The 21,484-nt window shown below is 32.7% G+C and carries 24 protein-coding genes, 1 tRNA gene and 1 pseudogene; 24 read left to right on the top strand and 2 right to left on the bottom strand.

The genetic code is table 11. The features are described 5' to 3' along the window. Window positions 1-81 precede the first annotated feature (81 nt). From racE to ssp1_RS08060, 3 genes are read left to right on the top strand one after another with little or no spacing between them, the layout of a single operon-like run. Window positions 82-879 (top strand): glutamate racemase, encoded by a 798-nt coding sequence (gene racE / locus ssp1_RS08070; RefSeq protein WP_002450642.1) that lies wholly within the window; start codon window positions 82-84, stop codon window positions 877-879. Window positions 880-894: 15 nt separating this feature from the next. Continuing rightward, window positions 895-1,482, top strand: a complete 588-nt coding sequence (locus tag ssp1_RS08065) for an XTP/dITP diphosphatase (protein ID WP_002450641.1) — start codon at window positions 895-897, stop codon at window positions 1,480-1,482. Further along, a complete protein-coding gene (locus ssp1_RS08060; RefSeq protein ID WP_049423865.1) occupies window positions 1,475-1,993 on the top strand; it encodes a YfcE family phosphodiesterase in 519 nt (172 codons plus the stop codon). Before ssp1_RS08065 ends, ssp1_RS08060 begins: the two co-directional genes overlap by 8 nt. Window positions 1,994-2,073: 80 nt before the next feature. Here ssp1_RS08060 and ssp1_RS08055 read toward each other — a convergent pair. Then, window positions 2,074-2,147, bottom strand: a tRNA-Arg gene (locus tag ssp1_RS08055). A gap of 363 nt (window positions 2,148-2,510) precedes the next feature. Here ssp1_RS08055 and ssp1_RS08050 point away from each other — a divergent pair. The 5 genes and pseudogenes from ssp1_RS08050 to ssp1_RS08030 all read left to right on the top strand — a co-directional run bounded on the left by ssp1_RS08050 (window position 2,511) and on the right by ssp1_RS08030 (window position 3,993). Next, complete coding sequence (locus ssp1_RS08050; RefSeq protein WP_002450639.1) at window positions 2,511-2,645, top strand: beta-class phenol-soluble modulin; 135 nt, start codon at window positions 2,511-2,513, stop codon at window positions 2,643-2,645. Between the two features lie 35 nt (window positions 2,646-2,680). Then, the gene (locus ssp1_RS08045) at window positions 2,681-2,815 is read left to right on the top strand and encodes a beta-class phenol-soluble modulin (protein WP_002450638.1); all 135 of its coding nucleotides are present in this window, start codon (window positions 2,681-2,683) and stop codon (window positions 2,813-2,815) included. A gap of 52 nt (window positions 2,816-2,867) precedes the next feature. Next, a complete protein-coding gene (locus ssp1_RS08040) occupies window positions 2,868-3,002 on the top strand; it encodes a beta-class phenol-soluble modulin (protein ID WP_107536087.1) in 135 nt (44 codons plus the stop codon). 51 nt (window positions 3,003-3,053) lie between these two features. Then, window positions 3,054-3,188, top strand: coding sequence for a beta-class phenol-soluble modulin (locus tag ssp1_RS08035; protein ID WP_002466004.1), 135 nt, complete (start codon window positions 3,054-3,056; stop codon window positions 3,186-3,188). Window positions 3,189-3,304: 116 nt separating this feature from the next. Next, a pseudogene (locus ssp1_RS08030) lies at window positions 3,305-3,993 on the top strand (YjjG family noncanonical pyrimidine nucleotidase). A 119-nt stretch (window positions 3,994-4,112) separates the two neighbouring features. Here ssp1_RS08030 and ssp1_RS08025 read toward each other — a convergent pair. Further along, complete coding sequence (locus ssp1_RS08025; protein WP_049425610.1) at window positions 4,113-4,553, bottom strand: N-acetyltransferase; 441 nt, start codon at window positions 4,551-4,553, stop codon at window positions 4,113-4,115. A gap of 215 nt (window positions 4,554-4,768) precedes the next feature. Here ssp1_RS08025 and bshC point away from each other — a divergent pair, with 215 nt between their 5' ends. The 16 genes from bshC to ssp1_RS07945 all read left to right on the top strand — a co-directional run bounded on the left by bshC (window position 4,769) and on the right by ssp1_RS07945 (window position 21,390). Continuing rightward, entirely contained in the window at window positions 4,769-6,382 is a 1,614-nt protein-coding gene (gene bshC, locus ssp1_RS08020) for a bacillithiol biosynthesis cysteine-adding enzyme BshC (protein ID WP_118828182.1), read from the top strand. Window positions 6,383-6,525: 143 nt separating this feature from the next. Beyond that, window positions 6,526-6,957: a division/cell wall cluster transcriptional repressor MraZ gene (mraZ, locus tag ssp1_RS08015; protein ID WP_002450633.1), complete on the top strand. Its 432-nt coding sequence runs from the start codon at window positions 6,526-6,528 to the stop codon at window positions 6,955-6,957. A gap of 15 nt (window positions 6,958-6,972) precedes the next feature. Next, window positions 6,973-7,908 carry a 16S rRNA (cytosine(1402)-N(4))-methyltransferase RsmH gene (rsmH, locus tag ssp1_RS08010; protein WP_002450632.1) on the top strand — a complete coding sequence of 312 codons (936 nt, stop codon included), beginning with the start codon at window positions 6,973-6,975 and terminating at the stop codon, window positions 7,906-7,908. A 13-nt stretch (window positions 7,909-7,921) separates the two neighbouring features. Next, a complete protein-coding gene (gene ftsL, locus ssp1_RS08005) occupies window positions 7,922-8,323 on the top strand; it encodes a cell division protein FtsL (RefSeq protein WP_002450631.1) in 402 nt (133 codons plus the stop codon). Then, a complete protein-coding gene (locus ssp1_RS08000) occupies window positions 8,304-10,544 on the top strand; it encodes a penicillin-binding protein (RefSeq protein WP_118828181.1) in 2,241 nt (746 codons plus the stop codon). Before ftsL ends, ssp1_RS08000 begins: the two co-directional genes overlap by 20 nt. 184 nt (window positions 10,545-10,728) lie before the next feature. Further along, window positions 10,729-11,694, top strand: a complete 966-nt coding sequence (gene mraY / locus ssp1_RS07995; protein ID WP_002450629.1) for a phospho-N-acetylmuramoyl-pentapeptide-transferase — start codon at window positions 10,729-10,731, stop codon at window positions 11,692-11,694. Between the two features lies 1 nt (window position 11,695). Further along, window positions 11,696-13,045, top strand: coding sequence for a UDP-N-acetylmuramoyl-L-alanine--D-glutamate ligase (gene murD, locus ssp1_RS07990; RefSeq protein ID WP_002450628.1), 1,350 nt, complete (start codon window positions 11,696-11,698; stop codon window positions 13,043-13,045). Window positions 13,046-13,061: 16 nt separating this feature from the next. Continuing rightward, window positions 13,062-14,471: a cell division protein FtsQ/DivIB gene (locus ssp1_RS07985; protein ID WP_075777729.1), complete on the top strand. Its 1,410-nt coding sequence runs from the start codon at window positions 13,062-13,064 to the stop codon at window positions 14,469-14,471. Between the two features lie 103 nt (window positions 14,472-14,574). After that, window positions 14,575-15,972: a cell division protein FtsA gene (gene ftsA / locus ssp1_RS07980; protein WP_075777730.1), complete on the top strand. Its 1,398-nt coding sequence runs from the start codon at window positions 14,575-14,577 to the stop codon at window positions 15,970-15,972. A 32-nt stretch (window positions 15,973-16,004) separates the two neighbouring features. After that, a complete protein-coding gene (ftsZ, locus tag ssp1_RS07975) occupies window positions 16,005-17,180 on the top strand; it encodes a cell division protein FtsZ (RefSeq protein WP_118828180.1) in 1,176 nt (391 codons plus the stop codon). A 247-nt stretch (window positions 17,181-17,427) separates the two neighbouring features. Then, window positions 17,428-18,231, top strand: coding sequence for a peptidoglycan editing factor PgeF (gene pgeF / locus ssp1_RS07970; protein ID WP_002450624.1), 804 nt, complete (start codon window positions 17,428-17,430; stop codon window positions 18,229-18,231). Between the two features lie 8 nt (window positions 18,232-18,239). Further along, the gene (locus ssp1_RS07965; RefSeq protein ID WP_171970099.1) at window positions 18,240-18,902 is read left to right on the top strand and encodes a YggS family pyridoxal phosphate-dependent enzyme; all 663 of its coding nucleotides are present in this window, start codon (window positions 18,240-18,242) and stop codon (window positions 18,900-18,902) included. A 2-nt stretch (window positions 18,903-18,904) separates the two neighbouring features. Continuing rightward, entirely contained in the window at window positions 18,905-19,498 is a 594-nt protein-coding gene (locus tag ssp1_RS07960; RefSeq protein ID WP_107536088.1) for a cell division protein SepF, read from the top strand. An 11-nt stretch (window positions 19,499-19,509) separates the two neighbouring features. Continuing rightward, window positions 19,510-19,803 carry a YggT family protein gene (locus ssp1_RS07955; RefSeq protein WP_002450621.1) on the top strand — a complete coding sequence of 98 codons (294 nt, stop codon included), beginning with the start codon at window positions 19,510-19,512 and terminating at the stop codon, window positions 19,801-19,803. A gap of 178 nt (window positions 19,804-19,981) precedes the next feature. Beyond that, window positions 19,982-20,713, top strand: a complete 732-nt coding sequence (locus ssp1_RS07950) for a YlmH family RNA-binding protein (protein WP_080496595.1) — start codon at window positions 19,982-19,984, stop codon at window positions 20,711-20,713. A gap of 23 nt (window positions 20,714-20,736) precedes the next feature. Further along, the gene (locus ssp1_RS07945) at window positions 20,737-21,390 is read left to right on the top strand and encodes a DivIVA domain-containing protein (RefSeq protein WP_002450619.1); all 654 of its coding nucleotides are present in this window, start codon (window positions 20,737-20,739) and stop codon (window positions 21,388-21,390) included. Window positions 21,391-21,484 lie beyond the last annotated feature (94 nt).

Raw genomic sequence — 21,484 nt, 5'->3', positions numbered from 1 at the left:
AGTGATTTCGTTCGAATTAATCAACACTTAAGTATGCATATGATAAAATAAAGTTTAACTATAAAATAAGGATGTAAGACTATGAATAGACCAATTGGAGTAATAGATTCAGGTGTGGGTGGTTTAACAGTAGCTAAAGAGATAATGAGACAACTTCCTAATGAAACCATTTATTATTTAGGTGATATTGGAAGATGTCCATATGGACCTAGATCAGGTGAAGAAGTTAAACAATTCACAACTGAAATAGCACAGAAACTTGTCGAATTCGATATTAAAATGCTCGTGATAGCTTGTAATACAGCTACTGCAGTAGCATTAGAACATTTACAGAACATATTACCTATACCAGTAATCGGTGTCATTGAACCCGGTGCTCGAACAGCTATTATGACGACTAAGAATCAAAATGTTTTAATTTTAGGCACAGAAGGAACGATAAAATCAGAAGCTTATAGAAAGCATATTAAGCGAATTAATCCTAACGTAGAGGTATATGGTATTGCTTGTCCAGGCTTTGTACCTTTAGTTGAGCAAATGAGATATAATGATCCGACAATTACAAGTATTGTCATACATCAAACCTTGAAACAATGGCGTAATAGCGAAGCTGATACAGTTATTTTAGGTTGTACGCACTATCCATTGTTATATCAACCTATCAATGATTATTTTGGTGGTAAAAAAACAGTTATTTCTTCAGGATTGGAAACAGCTAGAGAAGTCAGTGCATTATTAACATTTAGTAACGAACATGCAAGTTATACACAACATCCGCCACATCGTTTCTTTGCAACTGGAGATACAACACATATTGAAAATATTATTAAAGAATGGCTAGGTATGGATACTAAAGTAGAGCGTATCTCAGTAGGTTAAATGGAGGAATTGTTAATGGAAGATATTGTAATAGCATCTAATAATAAAGGTAAGATCAATGATTTTAAAGCTATATTTCCTAACCATAATGTCATAGGTATTAGTGAATTGATTAAAGATTTTGATGTAGAAGAGACAGGAACGACATTTGAAGAAAATGCTAAATTAAAATCTGTTGCAGCGGCTAAAGCTTTAAATAAACAAGTCATTGCTGATGATAGTGGTTTAGAAGTCCAAGCATTAAATGGTGAACCAGGTGTCTATTCTGCAAGATATGCAGGATTAGATAAAAATGACCAAGACAATATTAATAAATTATTAAAAAATATGGAAAATATCTCTGATAGAAATGCACAATTTGTGTGTGTGATTAGTATGAGTGCACCTAATGGTGAGACGACCCAATTTAAAGGGACAGTAACAGGCGAAATAACTACAGAACCAATCGGAGATAATGGATTTGGATATGATCCCATTTTTTATGTACCTTCTTTAAATAAAACGATGGCACAATTATCAGATTCTGAAAAAGCTAAAATTAGCCATCGAGGTCATGCTATAAAACAGTTACAACAATTTTTAGCAGGTGAGAATAATGAGTAAATGGATTATAGTGAGTGATAATCATAATGAAACAGGTATCCTGTACCAAGTGTATGATCAACATCAAGATGCAGATGTATTCCTTCATCTTGGTGATTCTGAATTTCAATATGATGATACAGAATTGAGCTTATATCATCGAGTTAAAGGAAATTGTGATTTTTATCCAGAATTTCCAGAGGAGCAATTTATTACACATCATGATGTTCATGCATTTTATACACATGGCCATTTGTACGGGGTCAACCAAACAAGAATGAAATTAGCTGAAAAAGCTAAGACAGTTGGTGCGCAATTAGCATTTTATGGACATACACATGTCGCTAAATATGAAAATATTGCAAACGTGCATGTTATTAATCCGGGAAGTATTTCACAATCAAGAAGTAATGTCGAAGAAACCTATGCGGAACTTCTCATTGATGATACGACATTAAAATGTACTTTGAATTTTAGAAATCGTGAAGATAAAGTGATAGATACAATTGAATTTAAATTAGAAAACAGTTAGGCATTCAATATTGCCTAACTGTTAATTTGTTTGCATATAAAAAAAGAGTTGTAATCGTAATAGATTACAACTCTTATTAGCGTCCTGGGAGGGATTCGAACCCCCGACCGATGGCTTAGAAGGCCATTGCTCTATCCAGCTGAGCTACCAGGACATTTTTTAACACAAGAATTATTATAGCTAAATAATCATTAATTAGCAATAGTTATGTCATAAAAAATGTTTATATTTTTCACTATAGTAGTGTTATTAAACAGAAAATCAACTCAAACTTCATTAGGGTTAAGGTTCAAGGCCAATTAAATTGAATACAATTCAGTTTAGTGTGCCTAACTGTTTGATTTTGTAAGCGATTTAACAGTTTTGAGCTCTAATTGTCTAATTAAGAATAAATCTTCAAATAATTGCGTACAAGTTATATAGTATAGATAACAAAACGATAGATAAACAACACGACATCAATAACAACAGTTTTTGAAAGTAACTTTTGAACTATAAATATTAAGGAGTGTTTATTGTGGAAGGTTTAATCAAAGCAATTAAAGATACTGTTGAAGCTGGCGTTAATAACGACGGCGCGAAATTAGGAACGAGCATCGTAGGCATCGTAGAAAACGGTGTAGGTGTGTTAAGTAAATTATTCGGATTTTAATTATAAAAATATCTAAATAAAGGGAGTTTTGAATTATGACAAAATTAGCAGAAGCAATCGCAAACACAGTACAAGCAGCACAAGGACATGACGGCGCGAAATTAGGAACAAGCATTGTAAGCATCGTAGAAAACGGTGTAAGTGTATTAGGTAAATTATTCGGATTCTAAGTCGAAACTAAAAAACTAAAAAAATCATAAACAATAAAGGAGATTATATACTATGACAAAATTAGCAGAAGCAATCGCAAACACAGTGAAAGCAGCACAAGGACATGACGGCGCGAAATTAGGAACAAGCATCGTAAGCATCGTAGAAAACGGTGTAGGTGTATTAGGTAAATTATTCGGATTCTAAGTCGAAAATCTAAAACTACAAAATCATAAACAATAAAGGAGATTATATATTATGACAAAATTAGCGGAAGCAATCGCAAACACAGTACAAGCGGCACAAGGACATGACGGCGCGAAATTAGGAACAAGCATCGTAAGCATCGTAGAAAACGGTGTAGGTGTATTAAGTAAATTATTTGGATTTTAATTCATTTAACTATCATTGACCAGGGCAAGCGCTCTGGTCTTTTTTACGTTAAATAAGCAATGTGATGTAAAGTTTGTTATTGTAAATAGAGACTATATGGAACAAGGGAGATTTCAATGACTTACAAAACAATATTATTAGACTTTGACGATACGATAGTTGATTTTTATGATGCAGAAGAGAAAGCATTTTACAATATGGCAAAGCATTTTAATCACAATCCAACAAAAGATGATTTTTATCACTTTAGAGAGGTAAACCAATCTCACTGGGAGGCATTTCAAGAAAATAAGTTAACTAAAGAAGAAGTATTAACACAAAGGTTTGTAAATTATTTTAAAGATTATCAAATAGAGGTAGATGGTAAACAAGCTGATCATATATTTAGAGATGAATTAGCTAAAGCGAAACCAAGTTTCTTTGATGATACTTTAGAAACAATAGATTATTTAAGGGAAAATCACAATATATATATATCGTTACGAATGGTGTGATAGAAACTCAACAACGTCGTATAGCACAAACAACATTTAACGAAACATTAAATGGTATATACATTTCAGAACAAACTGGTTTTCAAAAGCCAATGCCAGAATTCTTTGATTACATATTTAAAGAAATAGGTGAACAACAGAGAGAAAGCGCAATAATAGTAGGAGATTCATTAACATCAGATATTTTAGGCGGCTATAATGCACGAATTGCAACATGTTGGTTTAACTTGAGAGGTAAAGAAAATCAAACATCAATTCAACCTGATTATGAAATTAAATCACTTAAGGAATTAATTCATATTGTTGAATAGGTTAAAATAACAGGAAATAAGTGTAATAATAAAAGCACGAAGATGAATTTACTCAATTTAAAATCAACTTCGTGCTTTTCGCTTAGGATCAATATATTTATTTATATTTATTTGTATCTTTACGGCTGCCAAATTAAAACATCATGGCCTTCTGGGTTCTTTGCCTTAACGTCTGTGAAGCCTTGGTTTTCAAAATATGATTTTGAGTTATTTCTTGCAATGGCTTTAATAGGAAGATTAAATGATTTCGCAAAATCGATTAATTGTTTAGAATAACCTCTGTTTTGATATTTTTCTAATACTTCTAATTTCCATAATAATAGATAATCATCACAATCAGGGAAGTATGATTCTTCTACTTCACCTTTATTTAATAAGGCCATTCTTGCAGCTAATTTATCACCTACAAATATGCCATAAAATGGCGAGTCAGAACTTGCATCAATCATTTGCCCATTAAATTCTTCAACCATATAAAGATCTTTATTACCAAATTCTCTGAAGTCTTCAAATAACTCATCTGTTTTGTAATTAATTTCTAATCTTTTTACGTCACTCATCATTTTGTCCCCCTTTATATCTTTCTTATATTATACCTTAAACTATATGTTTTTTCATCGATTTATACTTTATATCAATAATGAAATGTTAAATATCATACATTGGTATTGAATGGAATTTAAGTTATTCAAATATTTTATAAGCCGTAAAATTGTCAGAAGTGAGTATAGTCTTTATACTATATTAGGAATAGTGATACTTAAGGAGAAAAACAATGGACTGTAAAATAGTAAAATTAAACAATGATGATCAGTTTATTTCCAAGATAATAAATAGTGATGACAAGCTCATGCCATTTTACCAATATGATGCGATGTCAAAAGATAGTTACAAAATAAAAATGGGTGCATCTCCAAATGGCAGGGAAAAAAAGCTTGCTGAAGTGATTCAATCATATATGAAAGATTTAACAATGACAGATCAACAAGAAGCGCATATGACATCATTAGCTAATGGAGCTAAAGTTGTTATTGGGGGACAACAAGCTGGTTTATTTGGTGGTCCTTTATATACGATTCATAAAATATTTTCACTCATTACATTGAGTCAACAATTAACGAAAGAATATCAACAAACGGTGGTCCCTATTTTCTGGATTGCTGGAGAAGATCATGATTTTGATGAAGTAAATCACACTTATGCATTTAACTCACAAGATGCACAATTGCACAAAGTTAAATACCACACAATGACACCACCGGAAAGTAACGTTTCACGGTTTGATCTAGACCAATCGCAAATGATAGAAGTATTAAACGATTATTTTAAACAGTTAAAAGAGACAGAACATAGTAAAGATATATATCAAATGTGCATGAATATCATTGAAAATCATCATAATTGGACAAACATGTTTAAAGTACTTTTACATGAAATCTTTAAGGACTATGGTGTGCTATTCATCGATGCACAAAATCACGCATTAAGACAATTAGAAAAACCACTATTAAAAGAAATGATTTTGAAGCATCAAGAAATTGATGAAGCATTTAGAAATAATCAACAACAGACTTTAGACAATGGTTTCTCACAAATGATACAAACTGATACAAATGTTCATTTGTTTTTGCATGAAGATGGTATGCGCCAATTATTAACATATCAAGATGGTGTATTTCATCTAAGTAAATCGACACGCACATATAGTCAGCAACAATTGTTGGATATTTTAGAACAGGAGCCTGAAAGGTTTTCAAATAATGTAGTAACGCGACCAATAATGGAAGAGTGGTTATTCAATACAGTGGCGTTTATTGGTGGTCCTAGTGAAATTAAATATTGGGCAGAATTACATGATGTATTCCAGCTCTTAAATATAGAAATGCCCATTGTATTACCTAGAATGAGAATAACGTATTTATATCATCGAACACAGAAATTATTGAGTCAATATCATCTTCAGTTGGAGCATGTTATTGCAAATGGAATTGAAGAAGATAAACAGAAGTTTATTCGTGAACAAGCCTCCGAGACATTCTTAAATGAAATTGAACATATGAAACAACAACAGGAGCAACTATATCAATCCTTATTTAATGAAGTGAAAGGGAACACGGATAACGAAAATCTAGTAACTAAAAATAATGAGATTCATCAAAGACAATATGATTACTTGAAAAAACGTTACTTGTTAAATATTGAACGTGAAAATGATATTAGCATGAGACATTTTAGAGAAATTAACAATCATCTCCATGTAATGGGAGTATTACAAGAAAGAATATGGAATCCACTTCAAATTATGAATGATTTTGGGAAAGATGTGTTCAACCCCTCCACCTATCCACCACTTTCTTACACTTTTGATCATATAATTATAAAAGACTGATATAACAGGGATTAAGCCCGCTTTATCTAAAAGATAAGGCGGGCATTTTTTTATAAAATCAAATATTTTGAACTATTTTTACATAATTAGTGGAGGATAGTGGGGAGATGTGGTAAATTATAGATAAGGTGAGGTGAGAAAAAATGTTCATGGGAGAATACGATCATCAATTAGATACAAAAGGACGTATGATTATACCGTCCAAGTTTCGTTATGACTTAAATGAACGTTTTATTATCACCCGAGGCCTTGATAAGTGTTTATTCGGCTATACTTTAGAAGAATGGCAACAGATTGAAGAGAAGATGAAAACCTTACCTATGACAAAAAAAGACGCACGTAAATTTATGCGTATGTTCTTCTCTGGTGCTGTTGAAGTAGAGTTGGATAAGCAAGGGCGTATTAATATTCCTCAGAATTTAAGGAAGTACGCTAACTTAAATAAGGAATGTACAGTAATAGGTGTTTCAAATCGTATAGAGATTTGGGATAGAGAAACTTGGAATGATTTCTATGAAGAATCAGAAGATAGTTTCGAAGATATTGCTGAAGATTTAATAGATTTTGATTTTTAAATTGGAGGTATGACAGTGTTTCATCATATAAGCGTAATGTTAAACGAAACCATTGATTATCTAAATATAAAGGAAGATGGTGTGTATGTTGACTGTACGTTAGGTGGAGCAGGACATGCCTTATATTTATTAAATCAATTAAGTGATGAAGGTAGACTTATTGCAATTGATCAAGACTTAACTGCAATAGAAAATGCTAAAGATGTTCTAAAAGAACACTTACATAAAGTCACTTTTATACACAGTAATTTTAGAGAATTGACACAAATATTAAATGAATTAAACATTGAAAAAGTTGATGGTATTTACTATGACTTGGGTGTTTCAAGCCCTCAATTAGATGTACCAGAAAGAGGCTTTAGTTATCATCACGATGCTAAATTAGACATGCGTATGGATCAAACACAATCATTGTCCGCTTATGAAGTAGTAAATGAATGGCCATATGAAGCATTGGTAAAAATTTTCTATCGTTATGGTGAAGAAAAGTTCTCAAAACAAATCGCAAGAAGAATCGAAGCGAATAGGGAAAAACAACCTATAGAAACAACATTAGAATTAGTAGAAGTTATTAAAGAAGGTATCCCTGCTAAAGCGAGAAGAAAGGGTGGACACCCTGCTAAAAGAGTGTTCCAAGCAATTCGAATTGCAGTTAATGACGAATTGTCTGCATTTGAAGATTCAATTGAACAAGCAATTGAGTTAGTGAAAGTTAACGGACGTATATCTGTCATTACATTCCATTCATTAGAGGATAGATTATGTAAGCAGATGTTTCAAGAGTATGAAAAGGGACCCGATGTACCAAGAGGGTTACCAGTGATTCCAGAAGCGTATACGCCAAAATTAAAACGCGTTAACCGAAAACCGATCACAGCAACAGACGAAGATTTAGACGACAATAACCGAGCGCGAAGTGCGAAACTACGTATTGCAGAAATATTAAAATAAGGAGTAATTCAACATGGCTGTAGAAAAAGTTTATCAACCATATGATAATGCAACACAAACCAGTGTTCCAAAAAGACAACCGCAAACCTCTCCACAAAAGCAAACCGTTAAACGTAAAGTTGTCGTTCAACTTACGAAATTTGAGAAGATTTTATACATAACACTAGTCTCTGTTATTGCTATGATTAGTATATATATGCTATCTTTAAAAATGGATGCGTATGATACGCGAGGAAAAATTGCAGATTTAGATCATAAAATCGAACAACAATCTAGCGAAAACAGCGCCTTAAAATCTGAAATTAAGAAAAATTCTTCATACGAACGCATTTACGACAAGGCTAAGAAGCAAGGTATGAGCCTCGAGAACGATAATGTAAAGGTAGTGCGTAATAATGGCGAAACGAAAAATTAAAATTAAAAAAAATAAAATAGGGGCAGTCCTGCTAGTTGGTTTATTCGGACTGCTCTTTTTTATATTGGTTTTAAGGTTTTCATACATAATGATTACTGGACACTCGAATGGACAAGATTTAATTATGAAAGCTAACCAAAAGTATTTAGTCAATAACCAAGAACAACCAGAACGCGGTAAAATCTATGATAGAAACGGTAAAGTCTTAGCCGAAGATGTTGAGAGGTATAAAGTTGTTGCTGTTGTCGATAAAAAGGCAAGTGAAAACAGTAAGAAACCACGACATGTAGTAGATAAAAAGAAAACAGCCAAAGAATTATCAAAAATAATAGATATGAAGCCCGAAGAAATTGAAAAAAGATTAAATCAAAAAAAGGCCTTCCAAGTTGAATTTGGACAAAAAGGTACTGATTTAACATATCAGGATAAAGAAAAATTAGAAAAGAAAAATTTACCAGGTATCACCTTATATCCTGAGACAGAAAGATTCTATCCTAATGGTAACTTTGCGTCTCATTTAATAGGTATGGCACAAAAGGACCCAGATACTGGTGAATTAAATGGAGCTATGGGTGTTGAAAAAATATTCAATAGTTACCTAAATGGTACTAAAGGTTCACTTAAATATATATACGATATTTGGGGATATATTGCTCCGAATACAAAATCGGAGAAACAACCTAAACGTGGTGATGATGTTCATTTAACTATAGATTCAAATATTCAAGTCTTTGTAGAAGAAGCATTAGACGGAATGGTTGAACATTACAATCCTAAAGATGTCTTTGCAGTTGTTATGGATGCGAAAACAGGTGAAATATTAGCATTTAGTCAGAGACCTACATTTAACCCAGAAACTGGTAAAGATTTTGGGAAAAAATGGGCTAATGACTTGTATCAAAACACATACGAACCAGGTTCGACATTCAAATCTTATGGATTAGCAGCAGCTATACAAGAAGGTAAGTTTAAACCAAACGAAAAATATGAATCTGGACATAGAGATATTATGGGTTCACGTATCTCAGACTGGAATAAAACAGGATGGGGCAAAATCTCTGAAACACTAGGATTCACATATTCTTCTAATACATTAATGATGCACCTACAAGATGAAGTAGGTACAGATAAAATGAAATCTTGGTATGAACGTTTCGGTTTTGGTAAATCTACCAATGGTATGTTTGATGGAGAAGCTACCGGACACATCGCTTGGGAAAATGCATTACAACAAAAAACATCTGCATTTGGTCAATCAACGACAGTGACACCAGTGCAAATGATTCAAGCACAATCAGCCTTTTTCAATAATGGAAACATGTTGAAACCGTGGTTCGTAAGTAGTATTGATAACCCGATTTCGAAAAAGAACTTCTATAAAGGCGAAAAAACTTATGCTGGTAAACCAATCACTAAAGACACTGCTAGCAAAGTTGAAACCGAACTAGACAAGGTAGTGAATAGTGAAGATAGTCACGCTAAAAACTATCGTGTAGATGGTTATGATATCGAAGGTAAAACAGGTACTGCCCAAGTAGCAGATTCAGAAGGTGGCGGTTACGTTAAAGGTGAGAACCCATACTTTGTTAGCTTTATCGGGGATGCACCTAAGAAAAACCCTAAAGTCATTGTTTATGCAGGGATGAGTTTAGCTCAGAAAAATGACCAAGAAGCCTATGAAATGGGTGTAAGTAAAGCATTTAAACCTATTATGGAAAACACATTGAAATACTTAAATGTCGGTAAATCTAAAGACGATGCTTCTAAAAATGAATTTAGTAAAGTACCGAATGTAGAAGGGCAATCCATCGACAAAGCCAAGGATAGTTTGAATGCTAAGTCTCTTAAACCAGTTGTCATTGGCAGTGGTAAAAAAGTTAAATCTCAATCAGTAGATGCAGATACAAAAACTTTACCAAATAGTAAAGTATTGTTAGTAACAGATGGAGATTTGACTATGCCAGACATGAAAGGTTGGACTAAAGAAGATATCTTAGCTTTCCAAGAGTTAACAAACATCAAAGTTAAAACAACTGGAAGCGGATTTGTTTCAAAACAATCAGTGACGCAAGGTCAAAAGCTTAAAAAATCTGACAACATAGAAGTGACGCTTTCTGCTGAGTCGACTGACGGTACAACAGATGAAAGTAGTAAACAATCATTAGATAAGTCTAGTGATAAGAAAGATAAATCTAAGAAGAAAGATTCAAGCTCTAGTTAAGACAACATAGATATTAAGCATGTGAGGAAGAGATTGGGATTGATTTTATCCCGCTCTCTTTCTTAATATGTTGTGATTTAACATATAAAAATTGAACCAAAACTGATAAAATATTAAAGGTTATAGATTAAAGATACATATAATAAAATATGTAAATTGACGGATAAAAGAAAAGGAGATCATTATGATTTTTGTATATGCGATGTTATCGCTTCTAATAACTTTTGTACTTGTACCCATACTTATTCCAACGTTAAAAAGAATGAAATTTGGACAAAGTATTCGAGAAGAAGGACCACAAAGCCACATGAAGAAAACGGGCACACCGACTATGGGTGGCTTAACATTCTTAATTAGTATTATTATTACTTCAGTAGTTGCCATTATTTTTGTGGATCACTCGAATCCAATTATTTTATTATTATTTGTGACATTAGGATTTGGATTGATTGGTTTTATCGATGATTACATCATTGTTGTTAAAAAGAACAATCAAGGTTTAACAAGTAAACAAAAATTCCTAGCTCAAATACTTATTGCAGTTATATTTTTCGTGCTAAGTAACGTGTTTAATTTAGTTAACTTCTCAACAACATTACATATTCCATTTACTGACGCTGGCATCCCACTTTCATTTGCCTATGTCATCTTTATCATCTTTTGGCAAGTTGGATTTTCAAACGCAGTAAATTTAACAGATGGACTTGATGGTTTGGCAACCGGTCTATCAATTATTGGCTTTGCGATGTACGCTATCATGAGTTTTGTATTAGATGCACCTGCTATTGGTATCTTCTGTATTATCATGGTATTTGCTTTATTAGGATTTTTACCATATAACTTAAATCCAGCTAAAGTATTTATGGGAGATACTGGTAGTTTAGCACTTGGTGGTATTTTTGCTACCATTTCAATCATGTTAAATCAAGAATTATCACTTGTATTTATTGGTTTCGTATTTGTAGTAGAAACACTATCAGTTATGCTACAAGTTGCATCTTATAAATTAACTAAAAAACGTATTTTCAAAATGAGTCCTATTCATCACCATTTCGAATTATGTGGTTGGAATGAATGGAAAGTTGTAACTGTATTTTGGTCAGTCGGTTTAATTACAGGTCTAATTGGCTTATGGATTGGAGTGCACTAAGATGCTAAATTACACAGGATTAGAAAATAAAGAAGTATTAGTCGTAGGCTTAGCAAAAAGCGGTTATGAAGCAGCAAAATTATTGAGTAAATTGGGTGCGAAGGTAACAGTTAATGATGGTAAAGACTTATCTCAAGATGCACATGCTAAAGATCTAGAAGCGATGGGTATAAAAGTTGTAAGTGGTTCACATCCTACGTCATTACTAGATAATAATCCCATTATTATTAAAAACCCAGGTATTCCATATACTGTATCTATCATTGATGAAGCAGTGAAAAGAGGATTAAAAGTACTAACTGAAGTGGAATTGAGTTATCTTATTTCAGAAGCACCTATTATTGCAGTTACAGGAACTAACGGTAAAACAACAGTAACTTCACTTATAGGAGACATGTTTAAAAACAGTAGACTTACTGGTAGATTGTCAGGCAATATTGGCTATGTTGCTTCGAAAGTAGCACAAGAAGTAAGTTCTAAAGAGTATTTAATTACTGAATTATCTTCATTCCAATTACTCGGTATAGAACAATATAAGCCTCATATCGCAATTATCACTAACATTTATTCTGCGCATCTAGATTATCATGAGTCACTTGAAAATTATCAAAATGCTAAAAAGCAAATATACAAAAATCAAACAGAAGATGATTATTTAATTTGTAATTATCATCAGCGTCATCTTATCGAATCAGAAAATTTAAAAGCTAAAACATTGTATTTCTCAACACAACAAGAAGTTGATGGCATTTATATTAAAGATGGCTTTATAGAATATAAAGGCGTACGCATTATAAGTGTAGAAGATTTAGTTTTACCAGGAGAACACAATTTAGAAAATATTTTAGCTGCAGTGTTAGCTGCAATCCTAGCTGGTGTACCGATCAAAGCGATTGCAGATAGTTTAACTACCTTCTCAGGTATTGAACATAGACTACAGTATATTGGTACTAATAGAACAAATAAATACTACAATGACTCTAAAGCTACAAATACGTTAGCTACTCAATTCGCACTTAATTCATTTAATCAACCTATTATTTGGTTATGTGGTGGATTAGATAGAGGTAATGAATTTGATGAATTAATCCCATATATGAAAAATGTCAGAGTGATGGTTGTATTTGGTGAGACACAAGAAAAATTTGCCAAGTTAGGTAATAGCCAAGGTAAATATGTCATTAAGGCTACAGATGTACAAGATGCTGTAGATAAAATCCAAGATGTCATTGAGCCTAACGATGTTGTATTATTATCTCCTGCATGTGCAAGTTGGGATCAATACAACACATTCGAAGAACGTGGTGAGAAATTCATAGAAAGTTTCCGTGCACACTTGCCATCATACTAAAAGGGCGTGAAATCATATGGACGGTAAAACAAATAAAAACAACCATAACAAGCAAACGAATCACGAAAATAATCAAAATGATGATTTAAGTATGTTCCGTAGAAGTAACGACTTTAGAACTAGAAAAAGGAAGAAGTTTAAAGATAAAGTTGACGATGAGCAATCATTTTCATCGAGTTTTGATGACAATGACAAAGAGAGAAAAAATAGGAACAACAATGAAATGGATTCTAGGCAATATGAAGATCATAATACTCATCAGTATGAACATTATGGCCAAAATCAACCTGATGCGGAATCTATGCACACCACTCAAGAGTTGGAACAGTCATATTCAGATGATTATCATGAAACTGAACGTGACATAGAGAAGAATGAATCGTCAAATGATATAAACAGTACTGCAACTAAGACCAAAACAGCTACTAAAAAACATAAAAATAAAGATAAAAAATCTAAAGAGAATTGGTTTCAAAAGTTAACAGGAAAGCCAAAGTCATCTGATAAGGAAGCTAAAACCGATCGCAAACAACAGGATTACGATAGTAAGGTGACACAATTTAATTCACCTACATTAGAAGAAAAAAGAGCACAACGTCGACAACGACAAAAAAGAATTCAATATACAGTCATAACAGTATTGGTGTTATTAATCGTGATATTTTTACTTTATATGTTTACACCATTAAGTAAAATTTCTAATGTGAAAATTGAAGGTAATCATAATGTGAGTAAAAGTCAGATAAATAAGGCATTAGATGTAAAGCCAAGCTCACGTATGTATACATTTAGTAAAAGTAAAGCTCGGAACAATTTGAAGGAAAAAGAATTAATTAAAGATGTTAAAATAACAAAAGTAATACCTAATACATTAAATGTAAACGTAACTGAATATCAGGTTGTTGGCTTGGAAAAATCTAAAGATAACTATGTACCTGTGTTAGAAGATGGCAAAGAATTAAAAGATTATAAAGGCGATATTTCACATGATGTACCAATTATCGATGGATTTAAAGAAGGCAAAAAAGAAAAAATGATACAAGCACTATCTGAAATGTCACCTAAGGCAAGAAATTTAATTGCAGAAATAAGCTATGCGCCAGATAAGAATAAACAAAACAGAATTAAAATTTTCACTAAAGATAACATTCAAGTGATTGGTGACATTACGACTATTGCGGATAAAATGAAGTATTATCCTCAAATGTCAGAATCATTATCTCGAAGTGATTCTGGCGACTTAAAAACAGATGGATACATTGATCTCTCAGTAGGTGCATCATTTATTCCATATAAAAATAGTACAGGTGCACAATCAGAATCTGAACAAAGTGTATCGCAAACATCACAGAAAGAAACAGATGCTAAAGAAGAACTTCAGAGTGTGTTAAATAAAATTAATAAAGATTCAAAAGAAAATAATTAAAAAATTTTGATATTAGTATGTGTTTATAGTTCACAAGCTTATCAACGTATTGTAAACTAAACATAGTGTATTTTAATAGTAACTTGTCAGGAGGTGCCTATCTATGGAGGAACATTACTATGTAAGCATAGATATTGGTTCATCAAGTGTTAAAACAATAGTAGGCGAAAAATTTCACAATGGAATAAATGTGATAGGTACAGGACAAACCTATACAAGCGGTATAAAAAATGGTTTAATTGATGACTTTGATATTGCTAGACAAGCTGTCAAGGATACAATTAAAAAGGCTTCTATCGCTTCAGGTGTAGACATCAAAGAAGTATTCTTAAAATTACCTATCATAGGAACTGAAGTGTATGATGAATCAAATGAAATAGAATTTTATGAAGATACTGAAATTAACGGAACTCACATTGAATCTGTACTTGAGGGTATTAGAAATAAAAATGATGTTCCTGAAACAGAAGTGATTAACGTTTTCCCAATTCGATTTGTTGTAGATAAGGAAAATGAAGTATCAGATCCAAAAGAATTAATCGCAAGACACTCACTTAAAGTGGATGCTGGCGTTATTGCTATTCAAAAATCAATTTTAATTAATATGATTAAATGTGTTGAATCATGTGGTGTAGATGTATTAGATGTATATTCTGATGCATATAACTACGGATCAATCTTATCAGCAACTGAGAAAGAACTTGGCGCATGTGTGATTGATATCGGTGAAGATTTAACACAAATTGCCTTCTATGAACGTGGCGAATTAGTAGATGCTGATTCAATAGAAATGGCTGGTCGTGATATTACTGATGATGTGGCACAAGGTTTAAATACGTCATATGACACGGCTGAAAAGATAAAACATCAATATGGACATGCATTTTATGATTCAGCTTCAAGCCAAGATGTATTCACAGTAGATCAAATTGATAGTGAAGAACATGTTCAGTATACTCAAAAAGATTTAAGCGACTTTATTGAAGCAAGAGTTGAAGATATATTCTTCGAAGTATTTGATGTATTACAAGAGTTAGGTTTAACTAAAGTTAACGGTGGTTTCGTTGTAACAGGTGGTTCAGCTAATCTATTAGGCGTAAGAGAATTATTACAAGATATGGTTAGTGAAAAAGTGAGAATTCACACACCTTCACAAATGGGAATTAGAAAACCAGAATTTTCATCTGCGATTTCTACTATTTCTAGTAGTATCACTTTTGATGAGTTATTAGATTATGTTACAATTAATTATCATGATAATGAGGAATTTGAAGAGGAAGTTATCGAATCTGATGAAAGAGATACTGACTCTAAATCAAGCGGTTTCGATTGGTTCAAACGCAAATCGAACAAAAAAGATGTTTATGAGGATGAGCCTGAAGCACCTCATGAAGAATATGACGACCGCGAAGCTCATCTAGAAGAAGATCATCATAATGCTCAAGGTAAAGACAAAGAAGAAGGTAAATTTAAAAAACTCATGAAATCTTTATTTGAATGATTATTGGCCATTAAAACTAGGAGGAAATTTAAATGTTAGAATTTGAACAAGGATTTAATCATTTAGCGACTTTAAAAGTCATCGGTGTAGGTGGCGGCGGTAACAATGCTGTAAACCGTATGATTGACCACGGAATGAATAATGTAGAATTTATCGCTATTAATACGGATGGACAAGCTTTAAACTTATCTAAAGCTGAATCAAAAATCCAAATTGGTGAAAAATTAACTCGTGGATTAGGTGCTGGTGCTAACCCAGAAATTGGTAAAAAAGCTGCTGAAGAATCACGCGAACAAATTGAAGATGCTATCCAAGGTGCAGATATGGTATTCGTAACTGCAGGTATGGGTGGCGGTACTGGTACTGGTGCTGCTCCTGTAGTAGCTAAGATTGCTAAAGAAATGGGAGCATTAACAGTTGGTGTTGTTACTCGTCCATTTGGTTTCGAAGGACGTAAACGTCAAACACAAGCTGCTGCCGGCGTTGAATCAATGAAAGCTGCTGTAGATACATTAATCGTTATTCCTAACGACCGTTTATTAGATATCGTAGACAAATCAACACCTATGATGGAAGCATTTAAAGAAGCTGACAACGTATTACGTCAAGGTGTACAAGGTATCTCTGATTTAATTGCTGTATCTGGTGAAGTTAACTTAGACTTTGCTGACGTTAAGACAATCATGTCTAACCAAGGTTCAGCATTAATGGGTATTGGTGTTTCATCTGGTGAAAATAGAGCAGTTGAAGCAGCTAAAAAAGCAATTTCTTCCCCATTACTTGAAACATCAATTGTTGGTGCTCAAGGTGTGCTTATGAATATTACTGGTGGCGAATCACTATCATTATTCGAAGCACAAGAAGCTGCGGATATCGTACAAGATGCTGCAGATGAAGATGTAAATATGATCTTCGGTACAGTAATCAATCCAGAATTACAAGATGAAATTGTAGTAACAGTTATTGCTACTGGATTTGAAGATAAACCATCATCTCAAGGTCGTAAAGCGTCTAGTACTGGATTTGGTTCAAGTGTAAATAGCACTTCATCAACTTCTTCAGTTGGTAAAGAAGAATCAATGAGCAGTTCTGCATCAAGTTCATCATCTGATAGTGCGACTGAAGGAAGTCATACGACTAAAGACGATGATATTCCAAGCTTTATCAGAAATAGAGAAGAAAGACGTTCAAGAAGAACAAGACGTTAATCGTATCTTAACCATAATATTTAAAGTCATCAGAATTATTTCTGATGACTTTTTAATTTATTTGAATAGTGATTTTTAAATAGTCGTTGAAGCATAATTTAATTGTTTTTAAAATAATTAGTTTTAAGAATAGAAATAATAGTTTTAATTTAAATACGAATAAGAATGCTATATAATAGTTCTATAAAACATATTTAGACACTTTAATCGTTATTAATGAAAATTCATACTTAAGGTTGTGAAATAGTTGACTGAAAAATTTATAAAACAAAATCATTTTTTAGCATATAAAGACGATAAAATGACACATACTACTCTTGGTTTTACGACACGTGAGGGTGGCTTAAGTATGTATCCTGAAAAAGCCTTTAATATGGCTAGATATGTTGATGATCGACAAGAAAACATTACACATCATCAAACCATATTAGCTAATATGATTGGCTTCCCCCGTAATGAATGGGTTTTTCCGATACAAACACATGAGAATAAAATTGCTAAGATAACATCGAATGATAAAGGTGTAAATATTGATGCTATTACGAATGATTTACATGGTATAGATGGATTGTATACATATGAGCCCAATATATTATTAACGATGTGTTACGCAGATTGTGTGCCTGTTTATTTCTATAGCGAGAAGCATCATTATATTGGACTCGCTCATGCAGGTTGGCGTGGTACATACGGAGAAATCGTTAAAGAAATGGTTCGACATATTGATTTTGATTTAACTGACTTAAATGTAGTTATCGGTCCAGCTACATCTAATTCATATGAGATTAATGATGATATTAAAATGAAATTTGAAAGTCTAGATATTGATACAACTCAATTTATTGATACACGTGATAGTGATAGACACGGTATAGATTTAAAAAAGGCCAACTCATTATTATTACAAAGTGTAGGTGTACCGGAAAGTAATATTTATATTACAGACTATGCTACATCTGAAAACTTAGATTATTTCTTTTCTTATAGAGTTGAAAAAGGACAAACTGGACGAATGTTAGCATTTATAGGAAGAAAGCAAGGTGATTCATAATGCATGAAGTGAAAGAGAATCTCGCACAAATCAATTCAGAAATCAATGAGCATAGAGAAAAAAGTAACATTTCAACACAGCCTAACGTGATTGCAGTAACAAAGTATGTTACAATAGAGCGAGCTAAAGAAGCATATCAAGCTGGAGTTCGACATTTTGGAGAAAATAGACTTGAAGGGTTTAAAGAGAAAAAAGAAGCATTACCAAAAGATGCTGTACTTCATTTTATTGGCTCTTTACAATCTAGAAAGGTTAAAGATGTCATCAATGATGTTGATTATTTTCATGCTTTAGATAGAATGAGTTTAGCTAAAGAAATTAATAAGCGTGCCGAGCATACAATATCTTGTTTCTTACAAGTGAATGTTTCAGGTGAATCATCCAAACATGGGATTAGTTTAGATGAAGTAAATGCTTTTATTGATGAAATTAAACAATTCGAAAATATAAAAATAGTCGGTTTAATGACGATGGCACCATATACAGATGACGATGGGTACATACAGTCATTATTTAGAAAATTACGAACAAAAAGAGATGAAATTAAACAACTCAATTTAGAATATGCACCATGTGAAGAATTGTCGATGGGTATGAGTAATGACTATCCAATTGCAATTAAAGAAGGTGCAACATTTGTGAGAATTGGGACTAAACTTGTAGGAGAATAGGAGTGAGCCCCTTGGCTTTAAAAGATTTATTTAATGGATTTTTTGTTGTTGAAGATGAAGAAGAAGTGGAAGTACCTGAGGAACGTGAACCTGAGCGTGATCGTAAACCAGAACGTGAAGTAGAATCGCCAAAAGAACCTGTGCAACAACCAGCAGCATCTAAAACAAGTGCGATTAAATCTGTACCTCAAAAAAGTACATCAAGATATAATACAACTTCCGAAGAAAGGAATTATCGTATGAGTAATAATTCTAAATCGAATACAAGAAATGTTGTAACAATGAATAATAACGTTCAATCAAATTACGCTGCACAAGAAAGTTCAAAAATGTGTTTATTTGAACCACGTGTTTTCTCAGATACTCAAGATATCGCAGATGAATTAAAAAATCGTCGTGCGACATTAGTTAACTTACAACGAATCGACAAAGTATCTGCAAAACGTATCATTGATTTCTTAAGTGGTACTGTTTATGCCATTGGTGGCGATATCCAACGTGTTGGTACAGATATTTTCTTATGTACGCCTGATAACGTCGAAGTTGCTGGTAGTATTACAGATCATATTGAAAACATGGAGCAACATTACGAATAAGGAGCTAACGTATGGACATTGGATTACTTAATACAATTTTCCAATTTATCATTTGGATTGTCCAAATTTATTATTTTGGTATGATTGTATATTTCTTTACATCTTGGGTACCAAGTATACGTGAATCTAAATTTGGTGAAATACTGGGAAAAATTTATGAACCATTTTTAGAACCATTTAGAAAAATCATTCCTCCGATTGGAATGATTGATATTTCATCAATTGCTGCAATTATAGTATTAGTTTTATTCCAAAGAGGACTAGTAACTATTTTTAACATGATTTTAGCTTATTTAGCGAGATAGTTAGAATAAACAGCAATATAGATATGATGATCATAAACGAGGTGATTGGAAGCATTCCATGTTGCCTCGTTTTATTATTGTTTAGTTATAAAAATGATATTTTAAATAAATCACATTAAAGTTAAGTGAGGGATGAGCAATCGATATTTATCAACATTTTAGAAAAGAAGAACAAAGCATGATTGATATTTTAATTGATAAATGTGAACAAGCTGAACGTCACTATTCGCCTGTACTAACCACATTCCTAGACCCAAGAGGGCAATATATTTTAGAAGTGATAGTCGGCAGTTACGAAGATTTGAAAGTATATTTTAATGGTGGACCGAGAGCAGAACGACAACGTGCCGTGATTGCACCATCATATTATGAACCAGATGAAAGTGACTTTGAACTCACATTAATTGAAATAGATTATCCTGAAAAGTTTGTAACTATTCAACATCAACACGTTTTAGGTACGTTGATGTCTTTAGGAATCGATAGAAGTCAACTTGGCGATATCATTGTTGGAGAACGTATTCAATTTGTTTTGACAAAAGCATTAGAATCATTTATTATGTTAGAATTCACTAGAATCAAAGGTGCTACAATTAAACTTAATTCTATTCCGTTGAAAGATATGATACAATCAGAAGAGAATTGGAAGATTCACAGTTCAACAGTGAGTGCACTTAGACTTGATGTTGTATTAAAAGACATGATTCATAAATCAAGATCTATTGCGAAACAACTTATAGAGAAGAAGAGAGTCAAAGTGAATCATACCATTATTGATTCACCAGATTTTCAATTAGAAATGAATGACTTACTTTCCATACAAGGATTCGGAAGAGCTCAAGTAACCGATATTGGTGGAAGAACGAAAAAAGATAAAATACACATAACCTATCATACATTATTTAAATAGTGTAAAATTAAGGAGGATACACAATGCCTTTTACACCAAGTGAAATTAAAAGCAAAGAGTTTACTCGTGTGAAAAATGGTTTAGAACCTACTGAAGTTGCAAACTATTTAGACCAGTTAAGTACTGAAATAGAACGTTTAAAAGAAGATAAAAAACAACTTGAAAAAGTCATCGAAGAAAGAGATACTAATATTAAGTCTTATCAAGATGTTCACCAATCAGTTAGCGATGCTTTAGTACAAGCTCAAAAAGCTGGTGAAGAAACAAAATTAGCAGCGAATAAGGATGCAGAGGCAACAATTGCTAAAGCACAAGCGCAAGCAGACCAAATTGTTAACGATGCAATCGAGAAAGCACGTCGCTTAGCTTTCCAAACTGAAGATATGAAACGTCAATCTAAAGTATTTAGATCACGTTTCCGTATGCTAGTTGAAGCGCAATTAGACTTATTAAAGAATGAAGATTGGGATTACTTATTAAATTATGATTTAGATGCTGAACAGGTCACTTTAGAAGATATTCATCATTTGAATGATAACGATTTAACAGAAGAAGAAAAAGCTATGAAAAATAATGCGCAAAGTCAATCACAATCAACACAAACTTCAGAGACTACATCAACGTCTCAAAGCGATTCAACAAGTACAAGTCAATCCGAATCAACGAGTTTAAAATAATAATTAAATTTGAAGTCAGACACGTAAGAAACACTACACTTATTACAGCGAATTAGGAAATGGTGGGAGCCTAATATAAGACTGTTTCTTATAT

Origin of the sequence: Staphylococcus sp. M0911, from assembly GCF_003491325.1 — a bacterium.
GTDB classification, from domain to species: Bacteria; Bacillota; Bacilli; order Staphylococcales; family Staphylococcaceae; genus Staphylococcus; species Staphylococcus warneri_A.
Note: the sequence above shows the minus strand (reverse complement) of the source record. Positions and strands in the feature narration are given on the sequence as shown.

What these genes read in the sequence shown, in the direction of transcription:
- racE (WP_002450642.1), top strand. Translation starts at nt 82, where the DNA reads ATGAATAGACCAATTGGAGTAATAGATTCAGGTGTGGGTGGTTTAACA.
- ssp1_RS08065 (WP_002450641.1), top strand. Translation starts at nt 895, where the DNA reads ATGGAAGATATTGTAATAGCATCTAATAATAAAGGTAAGATCAATGAT.
- ssp1_RS08060 (WP_049423865.1), top strand. Translation starts at nt 1,475, where the DNA reads ATGAGTAAATGGATTATAGTGAGTGATAATCATAATGAAACAGGTATC.
- ssp1_RS08045 (WP_002450638.1), top strand. Translation starts at nt 2,681, where the DNA reads ATGACAAAATTAGCAGAAGCAATCGCAAACACAGTACAAGCAGCACAA.
- ssp1_RS08040 (WP_107536087.1), top strand. Translation starts at nt 2,868, where the DNA reads ATGACAAAATTAGCAGAAGCAATCGCAAACACAGTGAAAGCAGCACAA.
- ssp1_RS08035 (WP_002466004.1), top strand. Translation starts at nt 3,054, where the DNA reads ATGACAAAATTAGCGGAAGCAATCGCAAACACAGTACAAGCGGCACAA.
- ssp1_RS08025 (WP_049425610.1), bottom strand. Translation starts at nt 4,553, where the DNA reads ATGAGTGACGTAAAAAGATTAGAAATTAATTACAAAACAGATGAGTTA.
- bshC (WP_118828182.1), top strand. Translation starts at nt 4,769, where the DNA reads ATGGACTGTAAAATAGTAAAATTAAACAATGATGATCAGTTTATTTCC.
- mraZ (WP_002450633.1), top strand. Translation starts at nt 6,526, where the DNA reads ATGTTCATGGGAGAATACGATCATCAATTAGATACAAAAGGACGTATG.
- ftsL (WP_002450631.1), top strand. Translation starts at nt 7,922, where the DNA reads ATGGCTGTAGAAAAAGTTTATCAACCATATGATAATGCAACACAAACC.
- ssp1_RS08000 (WP_118828181.1), top strand. Translation starts at nt 8,304, where the DNA reads ATGGCGAAACGAAAAATTAAAATTAAAAAAAATAAAATAGGGGCAGTC.
- mraY (WP_002450629.1), top strand. Translation starts at nt 10,729, where the DNA reads ATGATTTTTGTATATGCGATGTTATCGCTTCTAATAACTTTTGTACTT.
- murD (WP_002450628.1), top strand. Translation starts at nt 11,696, where the DNA reads ATGCTAAATTACACAGGATTAGAAAATAAAGAAGTATTAGTCGTAGGC.
- ssp1_RS07985 (WP_075777729.1), top strand. Translation starts at nt 13,062, where the DNA reads ATGGACGGTAAAACAAATAAAAACAACCATAACAAGCAAACGAATCAC.
- ftsA (WP_075777730.1), top strand. Translation starts at nt 14,575, where the DNA reads ATGGAGGAACATTACTATGTAAGCATAGATATTGGTTCATCAAGTGTT.
- ftsZ (WP_118828180.1), top strand. Translation starts at nt 16,005, where the DNA reads ATGTTAGAATTTGAACAAGGATTTAATCATTTAGCGACTTTAAAAGTC.
- ssp1_RS07955 (WP_002450621.1), top strand. Translation starts at nt 19,510, where the DNA reads ATGGACATTGGATTACTTAATACAATTTTCCAATTTATCATTTGGATT.
- ssp1_RS07950 (WP_080496595.1), top strand. Translation starts at nt 19,982, where the DNA reads ATGATTGATATTTTAATTGATAAATGTGAACAAGCTGAACGTCACTAT.
- ssp1_RS07945 (WP_002450619.1), top strand. Translation starts at nt 20,737, where the DNA reads ATGCCTTTTACACCAAGTGAAATTAAAAGCAAAGAGTTTACTCGTGTG.